The organism is Virgibacillus sp. MSJ-26, from assembly GCF_018918075.1.
Classification (GTDB): domain Bacteria; phylum Bacillota; class Bacilli; order Bacillales; family Amphibacillaceae; genus MSJ-26.
Map to the genome: position 1 here is coordinate 18,758 of NZ_JAHLPW010000027.1, position 17,926 is coordinate 36,683.

Genomic DNA, 17,926 nt, shown 5'->3' on the forward strand with positions numbered 1-17,926 from the left:
ATTCCGGTCTATGTGCCGTCATTCCGGTCTATGCGCCGTTATTCCGGTCTATGTGCCGTCATTTCGTTCTATGCGCCGTCTTTCTGTTCTATGTGCCGTCTTTCAGGTCTATATGCCGTCTTTCCGACCTATGTGCCGTCTTTCAGGTCTATGTGCCGTTATTCCGGTCTATGTGCCGTCATTCCGGTCTATGCGCCGTTATTCCGGTCTATGTGCCGTCATTTCGTTCTATGCGCCGTCATCCAGCCAAAAAGGATAGCATAAACACCACAAATGAATTATCAAAAGTTATAAAAAAAAGAGGTTAAACCCTCTTGCCAAAAGGGTTTACCTCCAATCAAACTAATCAATCCTATTCATCAACTCATACTGTCGTAATTTCAACTCAAACAATGTAAGAGGATCACGATAGATTTCGGGCTCTTCTTGCATTCTGTTTAGTGCAGCTTGATGCTTTTCAATAGCCAACTGAGCCTCTTCCATTTCACCATTCAATACATCGAGTGGATTTGAGAAAAATCGATCAACATCCCACTCGATTGATCCCTCAAACAACTCCAATTGCTGGATAAATGGAGCAATAAGGTCTTCCACGACCTGAGTAAAGTCCGCATTCTCAATATAACTTTTATATTTACTATGCACTTTTTCTTTACTCCTAGAAATAGACTCAACCAATTTGCCAGCCCCTTTCAACAACAGTTGGGAAGGGGTGTTTCGCAATACAAAATTTATTTTTTCAAAGCGAAGCAAGCTTCTTGCCATGCGCTCTAAATCGCGTCGCCAATCATCCAACACTTTAAAGTCACCCTGCAGGACAATCTTTTCTTCATTAAATTGTTGATTTAAAGTCGCACTTAACTCATTAAACGTCCTCTGACTCATGTCGAATTCCCTTTTACAATCCCCAATCCAGTCCTGAATCGTACTTTTTAGATTATCGTTGACGAAGTTTTTCATGTAAACGGCCATACGCCTGTTCATCTCTTCATTGAGATCGACATGAAGTGTTGAAAAATTACTATCCTCTTCAATAAACTGAGAACAATTTTGTAATAGCTTAGGTAACTCGCTCTTCAATTGTTGAGTCACTGAATTTTTGATATGACGAAACGAAGCTGCGATATCATCCGTCATGTCACTTTCCATCTCACCTAGCTGATCATGAACATCTTTGAGGTTAGTTTGCAACCCTTCACTCCAATCGATATCTTCTTGAACAACATTTTCCAATTCCGCCTTTTGTTCTAGCAAAAACTCGATTGAAACCTTAACCAATTCCCGAATTTTCGAAGGACTCGCGACTTCCATATTGTATCCCTCTAGCATAGGCTCTGTCGCTTTAGCTAAATCTTCTGCCAAACCTTCCCTCTCTGCCCATGCTTTAATAGAATCAAACAGCTCTAAGCCTTCTTTTCTACCATTTTCATTAACATCCGAGCGTTCAAACCGGGAGGCCGCTTCATTAATCATCATCTGATCAAGCGTATTTGGAAACATTTCATCCCAAGCAAGCGCCGCTGTTGAAGAAACCAAATCATCCGTTTGATAAGACACATCCAACCAATTTTTCACAAGATCCGGCATCATAGCTGAGATATCCTTTATTAAAAACCGTCCACTAATCAGGTCGAAATAACCTTCTTGATATAAGCTCGGCAAAATCTTCCAATCATAAGAAGATTCATCGACCTCCTCCAATACGAGCTGGTTCATCATTTCCAACCAAGCCAAGTACATATCACTGTCTCGATAATTGTTCCACAACACCTCAGTAAAGTTTTCAAATCGCTCATCATCCATTTGCAGCAATGTCGCTAACAACTCTTTGAAGAAAATCGGTTCATAATGACGGGTTGACCCTCTCTCAACATACCCTGATAAAACCTCAAACCAATAAGGAGACTTTAACCTCAAAGCCTCACTCACCGCGAGTTCAACAGCAAAATCCCATTCATTCACGCCTTCTAAATAACTCTTCGCCACCTCTGTCACTTGAGAATAATCCGGGTTCAAACTCACCGCATTCCTAATCGTACGAACAGCCTTTTCCTGATGACCTTGTTGTATGTACAGAGAAAAGAGTTGCAATAAAACTTCAGATTGCAAAGCCAGTGATGACGTATCAACCTGCTTGTAAAACTTCTCCGCCTCATCCAATAATCCCATTTCCAAATGAGCATCCGCTATATTCTTCTCCGCCCACGGAATAAACTCCTTATCCATCGGCTGTTGCCACTTAAAAATCGCCGCTTCATAATCATTATTCAAAAAATAAACTTCCCCTTGCGCAAACCGAACCGAAGATAACCTAGGCCGCGGTTCTTGCAACATTTCCATATACATCTCGCCCAATATTTTCACAGCATGACCTTGTTTATTCTCATCTAAAATCCCTCGATAATAGGTCTTATTAATCAGTTCATTCTCAGTTGTCATGATAATCCCCCAAATCGTATATTTTCTGCTGAACTCATTATTTTAAACACAGCTATATTATTCATATCATCCCTGTACTATACATGAAGTCACATGATTTACAACCATAACATCTATAATATATTACCCTCACATAAAACGGTATTCATAGATTGCCAGTTTTAACTTATTAAACGTAAAAGCACCCTATAAATATCATTCGATCATTCTATCATTTTTATTACGGTTCTTCTCCAAAGAAAACACTCACTCCACTCACGGGAAATAAATATACAGACTTGGGAAAATCCACAGTAAAACGCACCGAATTAAGCAGACCAAATCGCAGCACATGAAGATCTCAATCCAAACTAAGTGACGGCTAACCCCCACACCTTTAGAGAGGCAACCATAGAGGAGATTGGAGCAAAATTTAAAAACGTTTCATTAAAGTTCACTATGAATAATGTTCAAAACTTCTTCCAATATAGAATCAGGTACTTTTTCGATGAAATATGCATTTCTGGCTTTTAAATCCACGGAGCGGATGTGCTGACAGAGTATTGAGCCGGTGGTGGATGTTTGCTCATTTAAATTAACATTAAGTGGAAAGTCTTGACTGGTGTTAGTTATCGGGCAAACGAGGGCTAAACTACTGAGTTTATTAAAAAAGTTATTGCTGACAACAAGTGCCAGCCCTGTCCCACTTTGCTCGAAACCTTTTTGCGGATTAAAATCGAGTCTAATAATATCACCTTGTTTAGCATGGTACATTAAAAGCGCTCCTCCCCTTTATCTTCTCCCATATCAAATTCTTTCATGTTCTCTTCAAGTTCTTTATTAGAAGTAGTAATATCATAGTTTGCAAAGCGCTCCTCAATAGTGAGCGGCCGATTTGATTTATCAATGGTGATGCCATGTTCATTAATGTTAAATGAAATATGATCACCACTACTTACATTTAATATCCGACGAACTTCGACTGGAATTGTAATTTGCCCTTTACTTGTTAACTTCGCTTCAAACATGTTCAAACCCCCTTTCCTTACCTTTCCTTACTTGTAGTATATTCACATTATATCTATTTGTCAATGAGGAAGCACGAGGCAGGTTTCGTCCCCCTTACTCGATAAACATAAATTGATTTCTAGTTGTTGAATGGATACTATGAATAAAAGTCTCAAGTTCTCCATAATTTATAATAAATGACTATATGGAGATTGATATGATGGTTGATGATAAAATGAGATATATCGCTCGTCGTTACTTGGAAAAGAACATAATCCCTACAAGGAATAAATGGTTTAATGGATTTCATATTGAAAAAGGCAGACGTGAGGCGCGACCATTCTCTTCTTTCTATCCGAAGCTGGAAAACATAAAAAGAAATTCCGCAGATAATTAAATCAGCGGAATTTACTTCTATGCCTTAATCTATACAATTCATTGATTGTTCTAGCCTTTGATCTGTTCTCACTAGTATTCCTACCATATCTACTGGCAATAATCCGTTCTTGAGAAGACATTTTCTTCTGTTCTTCTTTATGACTCATCTTTTCTTTTTCCTTTACTGACATAGAAAACTCCTCCCTTTACTAGTATTATACCATATTATTTCAATAATTAATCATTTGCTTTGTGCTCAGTTAGTATATTGTCATTATTTAATACCTGTAGCATGGTGATTGTATCAAATAGTATACTGGCATAACCAAGAATGCTTTCAAATGTCTCTTGATCATAGATATCAAATGGATGTTCATACCCTCTTCTCACAATCATAACGGCTTCGTCATCATCTGAAATTGAAATATGACCAATAAGTAAATTTTCCCCTCTTATTAACCGATTGTTATAAACGGTGTTTGCTTTAGGTATACGTTGATTAATAAGCGATTGAAAAAGTCTCTTTTCCCTGCCTTTTATTTCTGATGGAGCGACAACATCAACAACAAGAGTAAGTTCATTATTATACTCAAGGGCATTATTTTTATAGCTTTCCGCTAGAAATTCTACCAATTGTTTAAGTTCAAATAGATTATTTTCAAGCAAATATCTAACATTTTCTATATGATTATGTAGCATTGTTGATGAAAATAAAAATTGATTTGCAATATGTTTTTCCCTAGAGAGAGCAGCATCAAATTCCATTTCCATTTTAAATATTTTGAGACGTCTGAACGGAGTCATTGTTATGAGATGAGCCAATAAAAGTCCAAATGCTAAAATAAGTATTACCGTAATCATTCCAATAAATATGGGTTTAGCAAAATGCTCTATGATAGTTGATGGATTTTTGAACATGGGGTTGTTCAAATAATAAATATACATAGACACCCCAAATCCAATGGCAATTGGCACAAAAAGTGTCATTAAAATAAAATGTATTTCCTGCCTTCTTCCATCCATCCAATCTATTATTCGAAGTATAAAAATAAAAAGCCTACCCTTATACATCTATCGCTCCCTCCGTATCTTTTTTGATTTGCTATCATCTTCTAGCTATAAACCAGAGACTCTATTGTAAATAGAGAATTCCAGGAACTCTCTCCTATACGTTGATATATGAAGGGTAAGCTATTAAAGAATAAAAATCAAGAGCGTATGTTCTAATCAAATGGTACATTAATCTTCTAATACTTGATTTTTATAGAGTTATAAATTACTATTTCCTACTTAATACTATGAACACTTTTCATTTTTATAAATAATTACCAAACAGTCTCTGCATAGGAATAGAACCTAGTTCTGGGATTATCGTTACAACTGAAGAAGCCTGCACGACCTGACGCAATTCTTGTAGGACATGGAGGGAGCCTGGAGCCTGTGGGATTTAACTCTGTCACCGTAACTATTTATACGCATCAAAAAACATCGCTCTTTTCAGTGAAACTCATGCTAAAATAAATAAGGGACAGGATGCCTATATACATTAACTTACTATAATAAAACATTAACTAATCCAGGAGTGATAAGAGAAACGACCACAGCACTTACAACCATTGCAATTGTACTTACTGATCCTTCTAACAAACTGCTTTCTAGCGCGCTAGCAGTTCCGATGGCATGTGAGGCACTACCTATTCCAACCCCTTTTCCGACAACATGATTTATCCGACATACTTTATAAATTATTGGTTTTAGAAAAACGCCACCAAAGCCGGCAATCATTACAAAAACAACCGCTAAAGTTGGAAGGCCACCAACCGTATCTGCAACAGACATCGCTACAGGGGCGGTAACGGATTTTGGTGATAACGAATGAATAAGTATGTCCTCAAACCCCATCACTTTCGCAAATAATGTCCCAGTAGAAACACCGACTGCTGCTCCGATAAGAGTTCCAGAAATTATGGGTAAAGCTAATTTTTTTAAGTTTTCACGTTGTTGATAAAGTGGATATGCAAGTGCAACAACTGCCACACCGAGCAATTCATTAATCCACTTTCCTCCAATCATATAAATCTCATAAGGTATTCGCATAACTAAAAGGATTAAAATAATTATTACAGTAGATAAAATGACAGGAAAAGTAAACGTAAAATCCCATTTTTGATGCACTTTTTTTGAAAGCAAATACACACCATATGTGCTAACAATTGACAAGAATCCAATTATAAAGTTAATCATGTTTCCTTTCCTTTCTACACATTATCCACTGACTCGTTAGACCTGAAGTAATAATAACCAGCGTGGTACTAAATAAGACAATGAGAATAAGGAACATTCCTTTTCCTACAAATAGATCAAAGTAATTAATAATTCCTACAGTGGCTGGTATAAAAAAGAAGGCAAGATTATCAACAACAAACTTGGTTCCTTCTTCAATCCAGGTCACTTTTATGACATTTGTTAATAGCAATACAAATAGGATAATCATCCCAAGGACGCTCCCTGGTATAATTAAATTAAAAATCTCTACAATCCAATTACCAAGTAAGTATATACAATATAAAAAAATGATATGTAAGAGTATTTTACTTAGTTTGAGCAAATTTCTTCCTCCTCTGATGTCAACTTATTACATTTTACATACTATTGGTTTTCCTAATCAAAAAATAAAGCCGCATGAAATCAACACGTAACATTTGATTGCATGTGGCTTATCTACTTTTATAGTATAGTCTATTGTTATAATTCTCAGTGAGTTACTCTATTGGATGAACCAAATAACTCTATTTTATCTTCCACGACATCACTTATCGCTTCCATTGCTGGCTGAAGAATTGTTTTAGGATTATAGATTTCTTTATCATTTATTAATATTTCTCGTATAGTTTGCGCCCAAGCTTGACTACATTCCGTATTTACGTTTATCTTTGCGTGTCCAAGTTCTATACTCTTCTTTATCTGTTCTTTTGGAATTCCTGAACCCCCATGTAATGCAAGTGGAACTTCAGTTAGCTCAGATATCTCTTTCATTTCACTAAAACCGAGTTTAGGTTCTCCTTTATATGGTCCGTGTACTGAACCAAGAGCCGCGGCAAGAACATCAACATTTGCTTCCTCAACAATGCGCAGACATTCTTTCGGATCAGCATAACGTACTATACCTACAAGGCCGTCTTCATTGCCACCTACAGACCCTACCTCTGCTTCTACTGAAACTCCTCTATCGTGAGCATAGTTCACTACTTGCTTGGTGAGCTCAATGTTTTCTTCTATGGTTAATTTGGAACCATCAAACATGACTGAACTGTAACCAGCATCAACCGCTTCTTTACAGCGTTCCACACTTTGAGCGTGATCCAAATGTAGGGCAACAGGTACTGTAATATGCATTTCTTTAACCATTTTTTAACAGTAGTTACAACTAAGTTAAAACCACCCAAGTAATCAATAATACTATCAGAAGATCCAATAATTACAGGAGAATTTTTCTCTTCTGCTGCTTTTAAAGTCGCTTGTACCCATTGAAAATTATTCATATTAAACTGGCCAACAGCATAATGATTATTTTTAGCTTTACGAAGCATTTCAGTCATTGAAACTAGCAAAATATCACCACTCCTAGAGTTTATTAAACATGCAGCTTATAGTCCTGGTAAAATTGGCGCTAATAAATATAAGACATAAACCATGCCAAGTGCAGACAACCCAGCTACAAAACCACCTACTGACCATGCTTTTAATGTTTGTGGTATAGTCAGTTTACCAAATTTATTAACTACCCAGAAACCAGAGTCATTTGGCAAGGATAATCCGATAGCACCTGCACATATCGCCAAGCCAAGTAAGACTGGTGAAACACCTAGAGCCGCTACTTGCGGTCCCAATATACTTGAAGTAGTTACTAACGCAACAGTTGCGGAACCGAGTGAAGCTCTTAAGATTTGAGAAAAGATAAAGGCAAGTAAGAATATGTGAATGTTCATACCTTGCATTATACTTATAAGATATTCACCAATTCCACTTTCATTAAGAACGGCTCCGAATGCCCCACCAGCACCAGTAATCAATAAGATAGAGCCTGCAGAGCTAACAGCTTCATCAAACATACTTTTATAATCTCTTGCTATATATGGTTTAAGAACAATCAATGCAACAATTACACTTATAAATAATGCAACGTTTTTATCACCGATAAATGAAAAGGCCTTTGATATGATTGAACCAGGAAGAAGCGTGTCTGTAATTGTATTTCCTACAATTAAAATAATTGGAAGTCCTAACATCATAAATGAAAGACCTGTTGAAATTTCTTTTTTATAAACCTGTTTTTCAGCCTCTTCTAGTTCATTTGCTAAAGTAACCTCACCCTTTGCTTCCATTCTCTTACCAATAAACATTCCATATAAATAACCACCAATGATAGTAGCAACAACAGCCACAATAATTCCGTAGATAATAAACAGACCAATATCCGATCCAGTATTTTCAGCAACGATTAATGGACCTGGAGTCGGAATAACAAGACTATGAGAAACGATTAATCCCACTGCTAAGGCAGTCACGAACGTAACAGAGGCAATTTTTGTTTTCTTCGACAAGCTTTTTATTAATCCGCTTAAAATTACAAAGGCAGCATCAAAGTATACAGGTATTGAAACGGCAGTCCCCGTCAATCCAATCCCAAGTGGTGATTTTTTGGCACCAAAAACATTCAGAATGGATTGAGCAATTCGTTCAATTGCTCCTGACGCGGCTAGAAATTGTCCAAAGATAATTCCTAACCCTATTAAAATACCTACACCAGCGAGTGTGCCACCAAAACCTTCCGCAACTATTTCCGATATGTCAGCAAGCGGAAAGCCCACCGCCAACGCAGTTAAAAATGCAACACCAATCAATGCAACAAATGGTTCTAATTTTACTTTTAATATCAAGAAAAATAGGACTAATAATGATAAAACAAAAATTCCTACCAATAAACTACCAGTAACCATAACTTTCTCCCCCTCTTGTAGTTACTCTAATTCTGATGCGATAGTGTATAAATCTTTAACCCCACCAACATTTCCCGGAAATATGACATAAGGCATGTTTGGATATTTACTTTGACTATCTGTTTCCCAAACGGGAATGCCTGGTAAAGCTTGTCCTAATATAAGTGCCTTCGTTACATTAAGAGCAGTCGTCCCCACTTCAGAAGATGTTATACCACCTTTAGCGATTATATATTTCGGCTCACAAGATAAAAGTTTTATAATCTTGGTTAGTCCATCGGAAATTTTAACGGAAAGCTCCAATTCCTTTTCTTGCATGCCTGCCCCTAAATCTAAGCGTTTTCTTTTTGTATAAATAACGCACGTTTGACCTGAATTAATGTTCATATTTAATTCGTCTATTCGAGCTTGAATTTCCTTTTCAAATTTTTCTTCATCTAGGACTAAATCGGAATTAAATTCAATTGGTTTAATTGATTCTAATTTTATTAATTCGCGAAGTTGCTGTGTTGTTTTATTAACATGTGAACCCACGATAATAAGTCCACCTGACTCATTATTCTTCTGAATCATTTGGTCTTTTGATAATAATTCTTTGCTCGGTATATTTCCTATCACTTTTGTAAATGTTGCTGCAGTTCGAAATAGAAACTGTTTACCTTTATTAAGCGTCTCAATAAGCGCCACGGAGAAAACTTTTAAATCCTCATCTGAAATAGCATTGACAATAACTTTATTAAAATTTTTAACTTCCATTAACTCATTAACTATTTTATTAATATTTAAAGAACGTAAATCCTCAAGTTGTATCGCTACAACATCTTCACTTTTATAATCGCCTTTCGACTTTTCTTCCACATATTTTGTTAAATCGCTTTCATTAAATCCAAACGTACGATCTTGGGCAAATTCTGTTTCTGCCGCTGGGAGTAATTTATTACCCGTTTTAACATAATGAATGTTATTTATCGTATAGCGCCCCCCCTCTTTAAAGAAAGGAATGATAATTTCCCCATCAGCCGTTTCACCAAGCGTGTTATTAATCGTTTCTGTTTCCAGAGGGTAATGTCCACGTAATGTTGAATCCCCTCTACTAATGATGATGAATGGTTGATTTAACTCTTCTGCTATTTTCTTCACACGATTAGCAATATCCTCATGAACTTGCTTTGTTTTTTCCTCTGAAAATGCTCTCGAATTCGTTAAGATAAAGAACATCTGCTCATCTGATTTGAAACCATCTAGAATTGATTCTTCATCCCAATTTGTGTATACATGAATATCCTGAACCTTTTGCGTTCCAGTTGGATCATCATCGAGAACAACAATTTTATGATAGAAATCATTCATTGCCCTATCATATAACTCATTTAATTTGTTAGAGTTATAATCTGAATAATTATCAAGTATATCTAAATCCATTCTAGTTTTTTCCTCCCTTTGCCGTTTGATGATTTGCCATCTTCTCGAAATAATTAAGCACAAAAGAATGATCCTTCGTAGCATTATTATTTACCATTTCTGAGTGAAAAATCTCTCGTACTTGTGTTGTAATTGGCAATGGCACGCCAATTTGACTAGCAGAATTCAGTACATTATTTAAATCTTTGAAGTTAATGTCAATTCTTCCGCCCGCTTCAAAGTTCCTCTCAATAATTTTCGGCATTTTTGCGTCCATAACCGCACTACCAGCCAAACCACCGCGAATGGCTTCATACATTTTTTTTAAATCAATACCAGATTTGCTTGCTAATACGACAGCTTCTGATAATACAGCGATGTTTGCGTTAACAATGATTTGATTTGCCAACTTAACAGTTGATCCTGCACCATTGTCACCGACATGTATAATGTTCTCTCCAACGACTTCTAAAATCGGTAAAACTTTTTTATAATCTTTTTCTGAGCCACCAACCATAATAGCTAGTCGACCTTCAATAGCCATAGGCTCTCCACCACTAACTGGCGCATCTAAACTGGACATATCATATTCTTGTAGTTTTTCAGAAATTGTTTTCGCATCTTCTGGTGCTACAGAACTCATGTCTAAAATAGTTGTACCTGGCTTACCACTTTTTGCAACCCCATCAAGTGAAAACAAAACTTGTTTAACATGGTCTGCTGTTGGAAGCATGGTGATAATAACATCTGACTTCTCAGCGATTTCTTTATTCGACTCACATGCATGGCCGCCCAATTCAACCAACTCATTAACAGCCTCTCTATTTAAATCTAATAAATAAGTTTCAAATCCATTATTTATTAGGTGACTTGCCATAGGTTTGCCCATTATTCCCAAACCAATAAATCCAACTTTCATTATCATTACCCCCTAGTGAAAATGCTTACAATCATTATTGTACACAAAAATATGTATTTTGTATACAATTAAGTTTTATTTGTATTAAAAAGATTATTAACAACGATTGCACCACAATATAGAAAAATAAGGTATAATTAGATATTACGTTATCTGTTAGACTGACTGAGTAAGGTGGAGGGTTTTAATGAAAAGCAATAAATTAACATTATATGATCAAACCTATGAAAAGCTTCGAGATATGATTTTTAGCGGTGAACTATCAAATGGGGAGAAATTAATAGAAACCAAATTAGCACAGCAGTTAGGAGTGAGTAGAACTCCATTAAGAGAATCGATAAAAAGATTGGAACAAGAAAAACTAATTCAAAATAATCGAATTTCCAATCCTACCGATAAAGACTATCAAGATATTTTTGAATTACGAATATTAATAGAAAAATATGCAGTGACGAAAGCTGCTCATTTTTTCACAGAAGAAGATATCAAAGAAATCGAAGAGCTTGTCAAGATTGGATATGAAGGAAATAACGATGATATTATGAATGCTAATAAACAATTTCACGAAAAAATTGTCCACGCTACCAAAAACAACTTAATGATTGACACCTTTAGCCAGATGCAATCAATCGTTTATTTATTTAGAAAAACCGTTTTAAATCATAAACGACCTGGCCTAATCGATGAACACAGCAAAATAGTTACAGCAATTAAAGAAAAAGATGCAGAAAAAGCTAAACAATTAATTGAAGAACATTTACAAGCTGATTTAGAGTTTGGTTTATATTATTTAAGAACATAGAAACCGCACGTGGCTTCTTATCATTTGCTCTTAACTATCCACATCTTTCCTTGGAGCCGCGGGGGCTCACCCCCTTATAAAAAATCCACATCAAATACACATTGGACAATCTACTCCCCCCCATATGTTTAAGCTGGGCGAAAATTATGTCAGTAAAGGCTGCATCAATGCCTATTAATTATCCAACCAACTATAAATTGTTTATAACAAAGTATGGACTTTCGCCTAAAAAAGACACGGAACAATTAATCCTTTTTGACTTCTGATGGCATGCTAAAGCTACGACTGGTGCAACTCGCAGAGACGTTTTAAAACTAAATTCCGAATTATCTTGCACTACTCCTTTTAACTGCACACAAAAACGCAGTAACCAAATGAATATTGTCTACTGAGAAGTCTGTATTGTTTTATAAAAAACTATCTATTAATTTACACGACATAATCACTGACAAATGATTTCAATGACCTCTTCCAAGTTTGATACAACTTTATAAGCATTCTCGTTAATTTCACTTGTTGGTTCGATAAGATCAGGAACAACAATACAATTGATATTAGCGCTTTTAGCTGCGCGAAATCCGTTGACTGAATCCTCCAATACCATTGCCGTTTCAGGTGATTCGTTAGCCCGCCTGCAAGCTTCCAAAAAAATATCTGGTGCAGGTTTTCCGTTTTCAACTTCTTCACCGCTCAAGTAAAAATCAAATCTATCGGAAAGACCGGTCATATTTAAATAGCTTTTAATCGTTGACAAACTACTGGAAGAAGCGATGCAACGTTTGACGCCTTTTTCATCTAGATAATCAAGCAATTCGGAAACACCCGCCTTTATGGCTAAGCCTTCCCGGTCTAAAATCCGTTTAAAAGCCCGATTATATTCACCGATAAAGTCTGAAAAGGAGATATTACTTCCATACTTCCCACTATAAAACTGTTCCACTCCTTTTATATCCATACCTATTGTTTGTTTATACACATCTAACGGAAAATCAATGTCATATTTACTTTTAAAAGTTTCACAGATGCCTTATATGAAATCATTTCGGTATCAAATAACAGTCCATCCATATCAAAAATTACTAACTTCAAATTTTGCATAGCTTTATCTCCCATATATTTCCATTTATTTCCATCTAGTGTTATGAAATTGTTCATAGTAAAGGATTTGGTGCAGATAGTTAAACCAATAGGAAATATAAAGAAACTTTTTCTGTTAAATTATAGTTTATTAAGAGAACAAGTACTTCAGAATTGGAAGCAACCTTTGAACTTTTTAGATTACTTTGAAATGTACTATGGCAGCATTATGTTCATTTGACGAACTAAAACGCAAGATTGAAAGCTATATAGACTAGTATAATAACAAACATAAAAGCAAAAATTGGCAAGTATGAGTTTAGTACAATACCGTATACATACTAGCCAATTAGCTGCTTTAAAAAACTATTATTTATGGGGGCACATGAAGTCCTGTTAATCCGCCCCCCTCTCCTGTCGCTTTTGTACATGGCTCTGTTCACTCAACGTTTTAGTTTCACTCCGTTAAAATCCTTCAATAGACGCTTCCACACTTCAGTGGGAACCATACCGTTCGCTTCGATTGTTCCATCATCTTTCAGATAAATCTCAAGCCGGTCTGGGAATTCGCTCAGTTTATTTTCCAATGCTTTATAGCGGTCTGTTAAAAAGTGGATTCCTTGATTTGTTGAGCCAATCCAAGGGCGGACATGATCAGGGTGATCAATTTCAAAGGGACCATCCAAGAAGATGTCTGTATTAGCAAGCAGTTTCTCCGCACCCGGCTTAGCAAGTTCCTCGAGTTGCTCCCGGTAATAGCCACTGAATGTCATAACACTTAACCCGTCCTCTTGAGCTCGCTCTGCTAAAACAGACAGAGCTTCCGCCTGTTCAAAAGGTTCACCTCCAAGAAAGGTAATGCCTTCAATATCATGTTTTCTCTTACTTTCTTCTATTTGCGTCCAGATTTCCTCCACATTCGTCCGAATTCCATGGTTCGGATTCCATGTCCAAGGCACGCCGCATCCTTTACAATGGATTGGACATCCTTGTACCCAAACACAGGCGCGTTTTCCAGGGCCCTCAGACGTCGTTAACGGTAAAAATCGGTGCAGTTGTATCTTCATCAATAATCTACAATCCTTCCAGCCTTGTAATTTGATTTCTTTCTATTTCTATTCATCTCTTTCATTTGATCATTTTCTCCTTCTTCATCCGAAAATATCAAATACGGTTTAGCCCTAGCTAGAACATGGGGTTTCATATTCATTTCTCCAATGAACTGTCTGAATGAATGGAACTTCCCGATCTCCTGACGCTTACGAATAATCTCCGCCGCTATAATGTTACTGATGGAAGGAATGGCTGCAAGTTCTTCCTTTGTCGCTTTATTGACATTAACGACTTTTGGTCTCTCAAGTTCTGGACGCGAATCAACTGTCTTTTCTTTCAGCTTAATGGACGAAAGATCATCACGAGAAATCGTGGCAGCAGGTTGCACAAATTCGTTTTGACCAGGTCCCCTAAACTTCAAACTATGCTGGCGAATCCTTTCTGCCCTTATTACCAAGTATTTTCTTCTGACCAGAAATGCATGTGCAATACCAATACTCCATGAGAAAAATAAAAGACCATAAGATATGTCTTCATAAAGCGTGTCACTCAGTTTAGTATCCGCAATAATAAAAACATTCATGACAATCCCAAAGTAAATAAAACCTGCAATTAGCCATTTTAATTGCCTGGCTCTCACACCTATATGTAAAAAACTGATGAAGAAAGTAAATCCGAAGGGAACAAACAGCCAAATCATCCATATTGAGTTAGCCATTTCCCATTTACGACCCAATGGCGTAATTGATTTCGACATAACTATCTACTTCCCTTTCAATTCTTGGCGTTGGTTGATCTGTTGCCTACTTTGTGCTCTTAAATACTCCTCTGTAAATTCGGAATCCACAGTAACAGAATCTGTAATCTGTTCAACAATATCGATATAATCCAAACACTCTTCATCATGCATGCCAAGTGTTTTCGCATGAATTTCTCCCGCAGGCGTAATTTCAATTCGTATTTTTTTACTCATAATTTAAATTCTCCTTCACTTGAAAAGTCAAGACAATCGTTTCATCCTCATTGGTTGTTTCAGTTTCAAGTTGGAGTCCTTCTTGTTCTGCACGTTGCAGTAATTTTTCGTATGTATCCTTTTGAACAATATGTGTATACTCTTTCTGAATCTCTTTTAAAAATTCCGTCGCGTCATCAGTCGACACATTCTCACTGAATATACTGCTTAATGTCCCATCTTCCTGTTTTTGAAAGGCAAGTTGAACATCGCCTAAAGATGATTGAAAAGACTCATTGTCGAGCATAACATCACAGCCATAATTTTTTAATGCCCTTTCTAAAATGCTTTCATCCTTCATATTCGTATCTATCCGGTAAAAGGTCCCCTCTTCCAACTTTTCCTGCAGTGCATAAGAAACAGCTGAAGACGACACCGCAATGGCCGCTGAAACCAAGACCGCCGATAAACTCATATGAATCTCCTCCCCTTCATTCATTAAAAGTCTAATGTGCGACCGCCTCGCGAACGCCGAATATCCATCATTTCATCCGGTTCTTGCTTAGGATCATTCTCATAATCCTCTCTATCATCCTGAAGAGTCGCCGTCACGGCACGGACATTTGCCCAATCCCTTAACGCCCTGATTCGCTCAGCCTGAGTCACGGATAAAGGCACAGTCTGTTTAATCGCCTTTTCAATATCTTCAGACAGCAGAGAACGATCATTTGAATAAGCTTCAAACAAACCAGTAATCACCGCCTGTTCAATCTCCGCTCCAATAAAGCCTTCCGATAAGTCGGCAAGTTTCCTCAACAACGTCTCATTAACCTCCAAGTGCCCCTTGACTTTTTCAGTAATCAATCGCTTATTAATATGAATTTCAAAAATCTTCTCCCGCTCCCGTGTCGTTGGCAAATCTACAAAAAAGATTTCATCAAAACGTCCTTTTCGAAGAAGTTCAGGCGGTAAAGATTGAATATCGTTCGCCGTTGCCACCACAAAAACTGGATCGGTTTTTTCCTGCATCCATGTCAGCAATGTCCCGAAGATACGTGTCGATGTCCCACTATCGCCAGTCGTATTCGTTCCTCCGAGCCCTTTTTCAATTTCATCGATCCATAAAATCGAAGGGGAAATCGCTTCTGCCGTCTCAATCGCTTTCCGCATATTTTCCTCACTGCTCCCGACAAGACCACTGAATATTTTTCCCATATCGAGTTTTAATAAGGGCAGACGCCACAATGAGCTAACAGCTTTAGCAATCAAACTCTTTCCACAACCCGGAATTCCTGTAAGTAAAATTCCTTTTGGGGCTGGAAGGCTGTATTCACTCGCCGAATCCATCCACGAATGATTCCGTTTTTGAAGCCATCGTTTAATATTCTCCAAGCCACCCACATCCGCCATGCTCGGGTCTTGCGGGATATATTCAAGCAAACCATTCTTCTTAATAATCTGCTGTTTTTCTTTTAAAACATGATCCACACTATTGATATCAAGCCGGCCATCCGTCACCATGGAAAGGGCAAACGCATTCTCTGCCTCTTGGAGTGTCAATCCAAGAGCCGCCTTAATTAACATCTCTTCCTCACTTGCGTCTAAGTCCACCACAATCCGGTCGTTGCTTTTATTCATCTCAATCATTTGATTCAGCACACGTTTAAGATCATTATATGTCGGCAATCCATAATCTACGAAAATAATATCTTTCTGCAACTCCAGTGGAATCGAAAATGTAGGAGAAACAAAAATAACGTTTTTCGGATAGGGGCTTCTCTCAATCACAGATACCAAATCACGGATTTTACGAATAACCCCCGGGTCAGGCTGTCGATTTTCCCCACCCATATAAACATGAAAGTCTTTCAACACAAACACTGAAGGTTCTTCTATTCTTTGAATCTGTTCCAAAGCTTGAATCGGCTGTTTTGAGTTTCGAGTTGGCTTCATCTCATCATTCACCAACCCCTCCGTCAAACTCCATGTATACAACTTCCGTGTCGTCTTGATCAGCTTTTCATCCGAACAGATTTTCTGGATATCGCGAATGACACGATCCTCTTCCCATGTAGAAATGGATAAAAAAGAAAACCTCGCCCTTAAATATTGCGAAAGCTTTATCGTAAAGTTTTCCTGCTCCATTCTATCCATCCCCTTCTAATAAATGTAATTTATATCATTCTATCATATTGAGAACAAAAAAAGCAGTACGAGATACACGAATAATTCTGAATTGTATGGACGTGGTATTGTCTCGATTACTAGCAACAAAAACAAACCAGATTCAAGATAATTTCCTCGATAAAGGTTTGATGACAAGACCTAGTGAAAACTAAGGGGATTCTCTGACCACTTTACATAAAGAGGGGGGCTTAATAAGAGAAGATAAAATTGCATCTATAACGCGATGTAGCCACTATCAAATGTGATAGTGGCTCACTCATTAAACAGATAATTATTTCCTTATCCAGGCTCGCTCAATGATGGCAGAACCTAACACCTTATAAAAATCATTTTACATATACACCTTTTTTATCTAGATAATCAAGCCATTCCGCGACACCAGACTTTATGGTCAAACCTTCCTTATCCAAAATTCGTTTAAAAGTCTGATCGTATTCATCAATAAAATCTGAAAAGGATATATTATTCCCATACTTTCCACTATAAAACTGTTCAACTCCTTTTATATCTATTCCAATCGTTTGTTTACACATACCTAACGGAAAATCAATATCGTATTTATTTCTAAAAGTTTCAATTCAGCTCACAAAACATTACTAAGATTCTCCACAAAAAACATACTAAGATTAGTGGGTAATGTCATCGACGGATGACATTACCCACTATTTTCTTTTTATAAGGTATAGTGAGAAGTGAAAGAAAGCCCGACCGAAGCCTCAGGGATCACGAAT

19 protein-coding genes and 1 pseudogene are annotated in these 17,926 nt (G+C 37.0%); 2 read left to right on the forward strand and 18 right to left on the reverse strand.

The window, feature by feature from the left end; all coding sequences use genetic code 11:
• Positions 1-342: 342 nt before the first annotated feature.
• The 3 genes from KQI49_RS17360 to KQI49_RS17370 form a co-directional block, all read right to left on the reverse strand.
• Complete coding sequence (locus KQI49_RS17360; protein ID WP_216490848.1) at positions 343-2,439, reverse strand: tetratricopeptide repeat protein; 2,097 nt, start codon at positions 2,437-2,439, stop codon at positions 343-345.
• A gap of 426 nt (positions 2,440-2,865) precedes the next feature.
• A complete protein-coding gene (locus KQI49_RS17365; RefSeq protein ID WP_216490849.1) occupies positions 2,866-3,192 on the reverse strand; it encodes a type II toxin-antitoxin system PemK/MazF family toxin in 327 nt (108 codons plus the stop codon).
• Positions 3,192-3,446 carry an AbrB/MazE/SpoVT family DNA-binding domain-containing protein gene (locus KQI49_RS17370; protein WP_216490850.1) on the reverse strand — a complete coding sequence of 85 codons (255 nt, stop codon included), beginning with the start codon at positions 3,444-3,446 and terminating at the stop codon, positions 3,192-3,194. Before KQI49_RS17370 ends, KQI49_RS17365 begins: the two co-directional genes overlap by 1 nt.
• A 200-nt stretch (positions 3,447-3,646) precedes the next feature.
• Between KQI49_RS17370 and KQI49_RS17375 the strand changes: the two genes are divergently transcribed.
• Complete coding sequence (locus KQI49_RS17375) at positions 3,647-3,823, forward strand: hypothetical protein (RefSeq protein WP_216490851.1); 177 nt, start codon at positions 3,647-3,649, stop codon at positions 3,821-3,823.
• Position 3,824: 1 nt separating this feature from the next.
• Here the strand turns inward: KQI49_RS17375 and KQI49_RS17380 are convergent, their stop codons facing one another.
• The 8 genes and pseudogenes from KQI49_RS17380 to KQI49_RS17415 all read right to left on the reverse strand — a co-directional run bounded on the left by KQI49_RS17380 (position 3,825) and on the right by KQI49_RS17415 (position 11,124).
• The gene (locus KQI49_RS17380; RefSeq protein ID WP_216490852.1) at positions 3,825-3,995 is read right to left on the reverse strand and encodes a hypothetical protein; all 171 of its coding nucleotides are present in this window, start codon (positions 3,993-3,995) and stop codon (positions 3,825-3,827) included.
• A 46-nt stretch (positions 3,996-4,041) separates the two neighbouring features.
• Positions 4,042-4,875, reverse strand: a complete 834-nt coding sequence (locus tag KQI49_RS17385) for a hypothetical protein (protein WP_216490853.1) — start codon at positions 4,873-4,875, stop codon at positions 4,042-4,044.
• A 483-nt stretch (positions 4,876-5,358) separates the two neighbouring features.
• Positions 5,359-6,048, reverse strand: coding sequence for an LrgB family protein (locus KQI49_RS17390; RefSeq protein WP_216490854.1), 690 nt, complete (start codon positions 6,046-6,048; stop codon positions 5,359-5,361).
• Complete coding sequence (locus tag KQI49_RS17395) at positions 6,041-6,412, reverse strand: CidA/LrgA family protein (protein WP_216490855.1); 372 nt, start codon at positions 6,410-6,412, stop codon at positions 6,041-6,043. Before KQI49_RS17395 ends, KQI49_RS17390 begins: the two co-directional genes overlap by 8 nt.
• Positions 6,413-6,558: 146 nt before the next feature.
• Positions 6,559-7,418, reverse strand: a pseudogene (fba, locus tag KQI49_RS17400) (class II fructose-1,6-bisphosphate aldolase).
• Positions 7,419-7,451: 33 nt separating this feature from the next.
• A complete protein-coding gene (locus KQI49_RS17405) occupies positions 7,452-8,804 on the reverse strand; it encodes a GntP family permease (protein ID WP_216490856.1) in 1,353 nt (450 codons plus the stop codon).
• 21 nt (positions 8,805-8,825) lie between these two features.
• Complete coding sequence (locus KQI49_RS17410; protein ID WP_216490857.1) at positions 8,826-10,226, reverse strand: four-carbon acid sugar kinase family protein; 1,401 nt, start codon at positions 10,224-10,226, stop codon at positions 8,826-8,828.
• Position 10,227: 1 nt separating this feature from the next.
• A complete protein-coding gene (locus KQI49_RS17415; RefSeq protein WP_371817599.1) occupies positions 10,228-11,124 on the reverse strand; it encodes a 2-hydroxy-3-oxopropionate reductase in 897 nt (298 codons plus the stop codon).
• A gap of 187 nt (positions 11,125-11,311) precedes the next feature.
• On the opposite strand from KQI49_RS17415, the gene KQI49_RS17420 reads away from it, so the two are divergent.
• Positions 11,312-11,926, forward strand: a complete 615-nt coding sequence (locus KQI49_RS17420; RefSeq protein WP_216490859.1) for a GntR family transcriptional regulator — start codon at positions 11,312-11,314, stop codon at positions 11,924-11,926.
• A 442-nt stretch (positions 11,927-12,368) separates the two neighbouring features.
• Here KQI49_RS17420 and KQI49_RS17425 read toward each other — a convergent pair whose 3' ends face one another.
• The 7 genes from KQI49_RS17425 to KQI49_RS17455 all read right to left on the reverse strand — a co-directional run bounded on the left by KQI49_RS17425 (position 12,369) and on the right by KQI49_RS17455 (position 17,728).
• Positions 12,369-12,866 (reverse strand): HAD family hydrolase, encoded by a 498-nt coding sequence (locus KQI49_RS17425; RefSeq protein ID WP_371817600.1) that lies wholly within the window; start codon positions 12,864-12,866, stop codon positions 12,369-12,371.
• A 580-nt stretch (positions 12,867-13,446) separates the two neighbouring features.
• Positions 13,447-14,070: a 4Fe-4S single cluster domain-containing protein gene (locus tag KQI49_RS17430; RefSeq protein ID WP_216490861.1), complete on the reverse strand. Its 624-nt coding sequence runs from the start codon at positions 14,068-14,070 to the stop codon at positions 13,447-13,449.
• Positions 14,070-14,813, reverse strand: coding sequence for a ComEA family DNA-binding protein (locus tag KQI49_RS17435; RefSeq protein ID WP_216490862.1), 744 nt, complete (start codon positions 14,811-14,813; stop codon positions 14,070-14,072). Before KQI49_RS17435 ends, KQI49_RS17430 begins: the two co-directional genes overlap by 1 nt.
• Positions 14,814-14,819: 6 nt before the next feature.
• Positions 14,820-15,029 (reverse strand): DUF2997 domain-containing protein, encoded by a 210-nt coding sequence (locus KQI49_RS17440; protein ID WP_216490863.1) that lies wholly within the window; start codon positions 15,027-15,029, stop codon positions 14,820-14,822.
• Positions 15,022-15,483, reverse strand: a complete 462-nt coding sequence (locus KQI49_RS17445) for a hypothetical protein (protein WP_216490864.1) — start codon at positions 15,481-15,483, stop codon at positions 15,022-15,024. The genes KQI49_RS17440 and KQI49_RS17445 overlap by 8 nt, the downstream gene beginning before the upstream one ends.
• A 23-nt stretch (positions 15,484-15,506) precedes the next feature.
• Positions 15,507-17,153: an AAA family ATPase gene (locus KQI49_RS17450; protein WP_216490865.1), complete on the reverse strand. Its 1,647-nt coding sequence runs from the start codon at positions 17,151-17,153 to the stop codon at positions 15,507-15,509.
• Positions 17,154-17,521: 368 nt separating this feature from the next.
• Positions 17,522-17,728, reverse strand: a complete 207-nt coding sequence (locus KQI49_RS17455) for a hypothetical protein (RefSeq protein ID WP_216490866.1) — start codon at positions 17,726-17,728, stop codon at positions 17,522-17,524.
• Between the last annotated feature and the right edge of the window lie 198 nt (positions 17,729-17,926).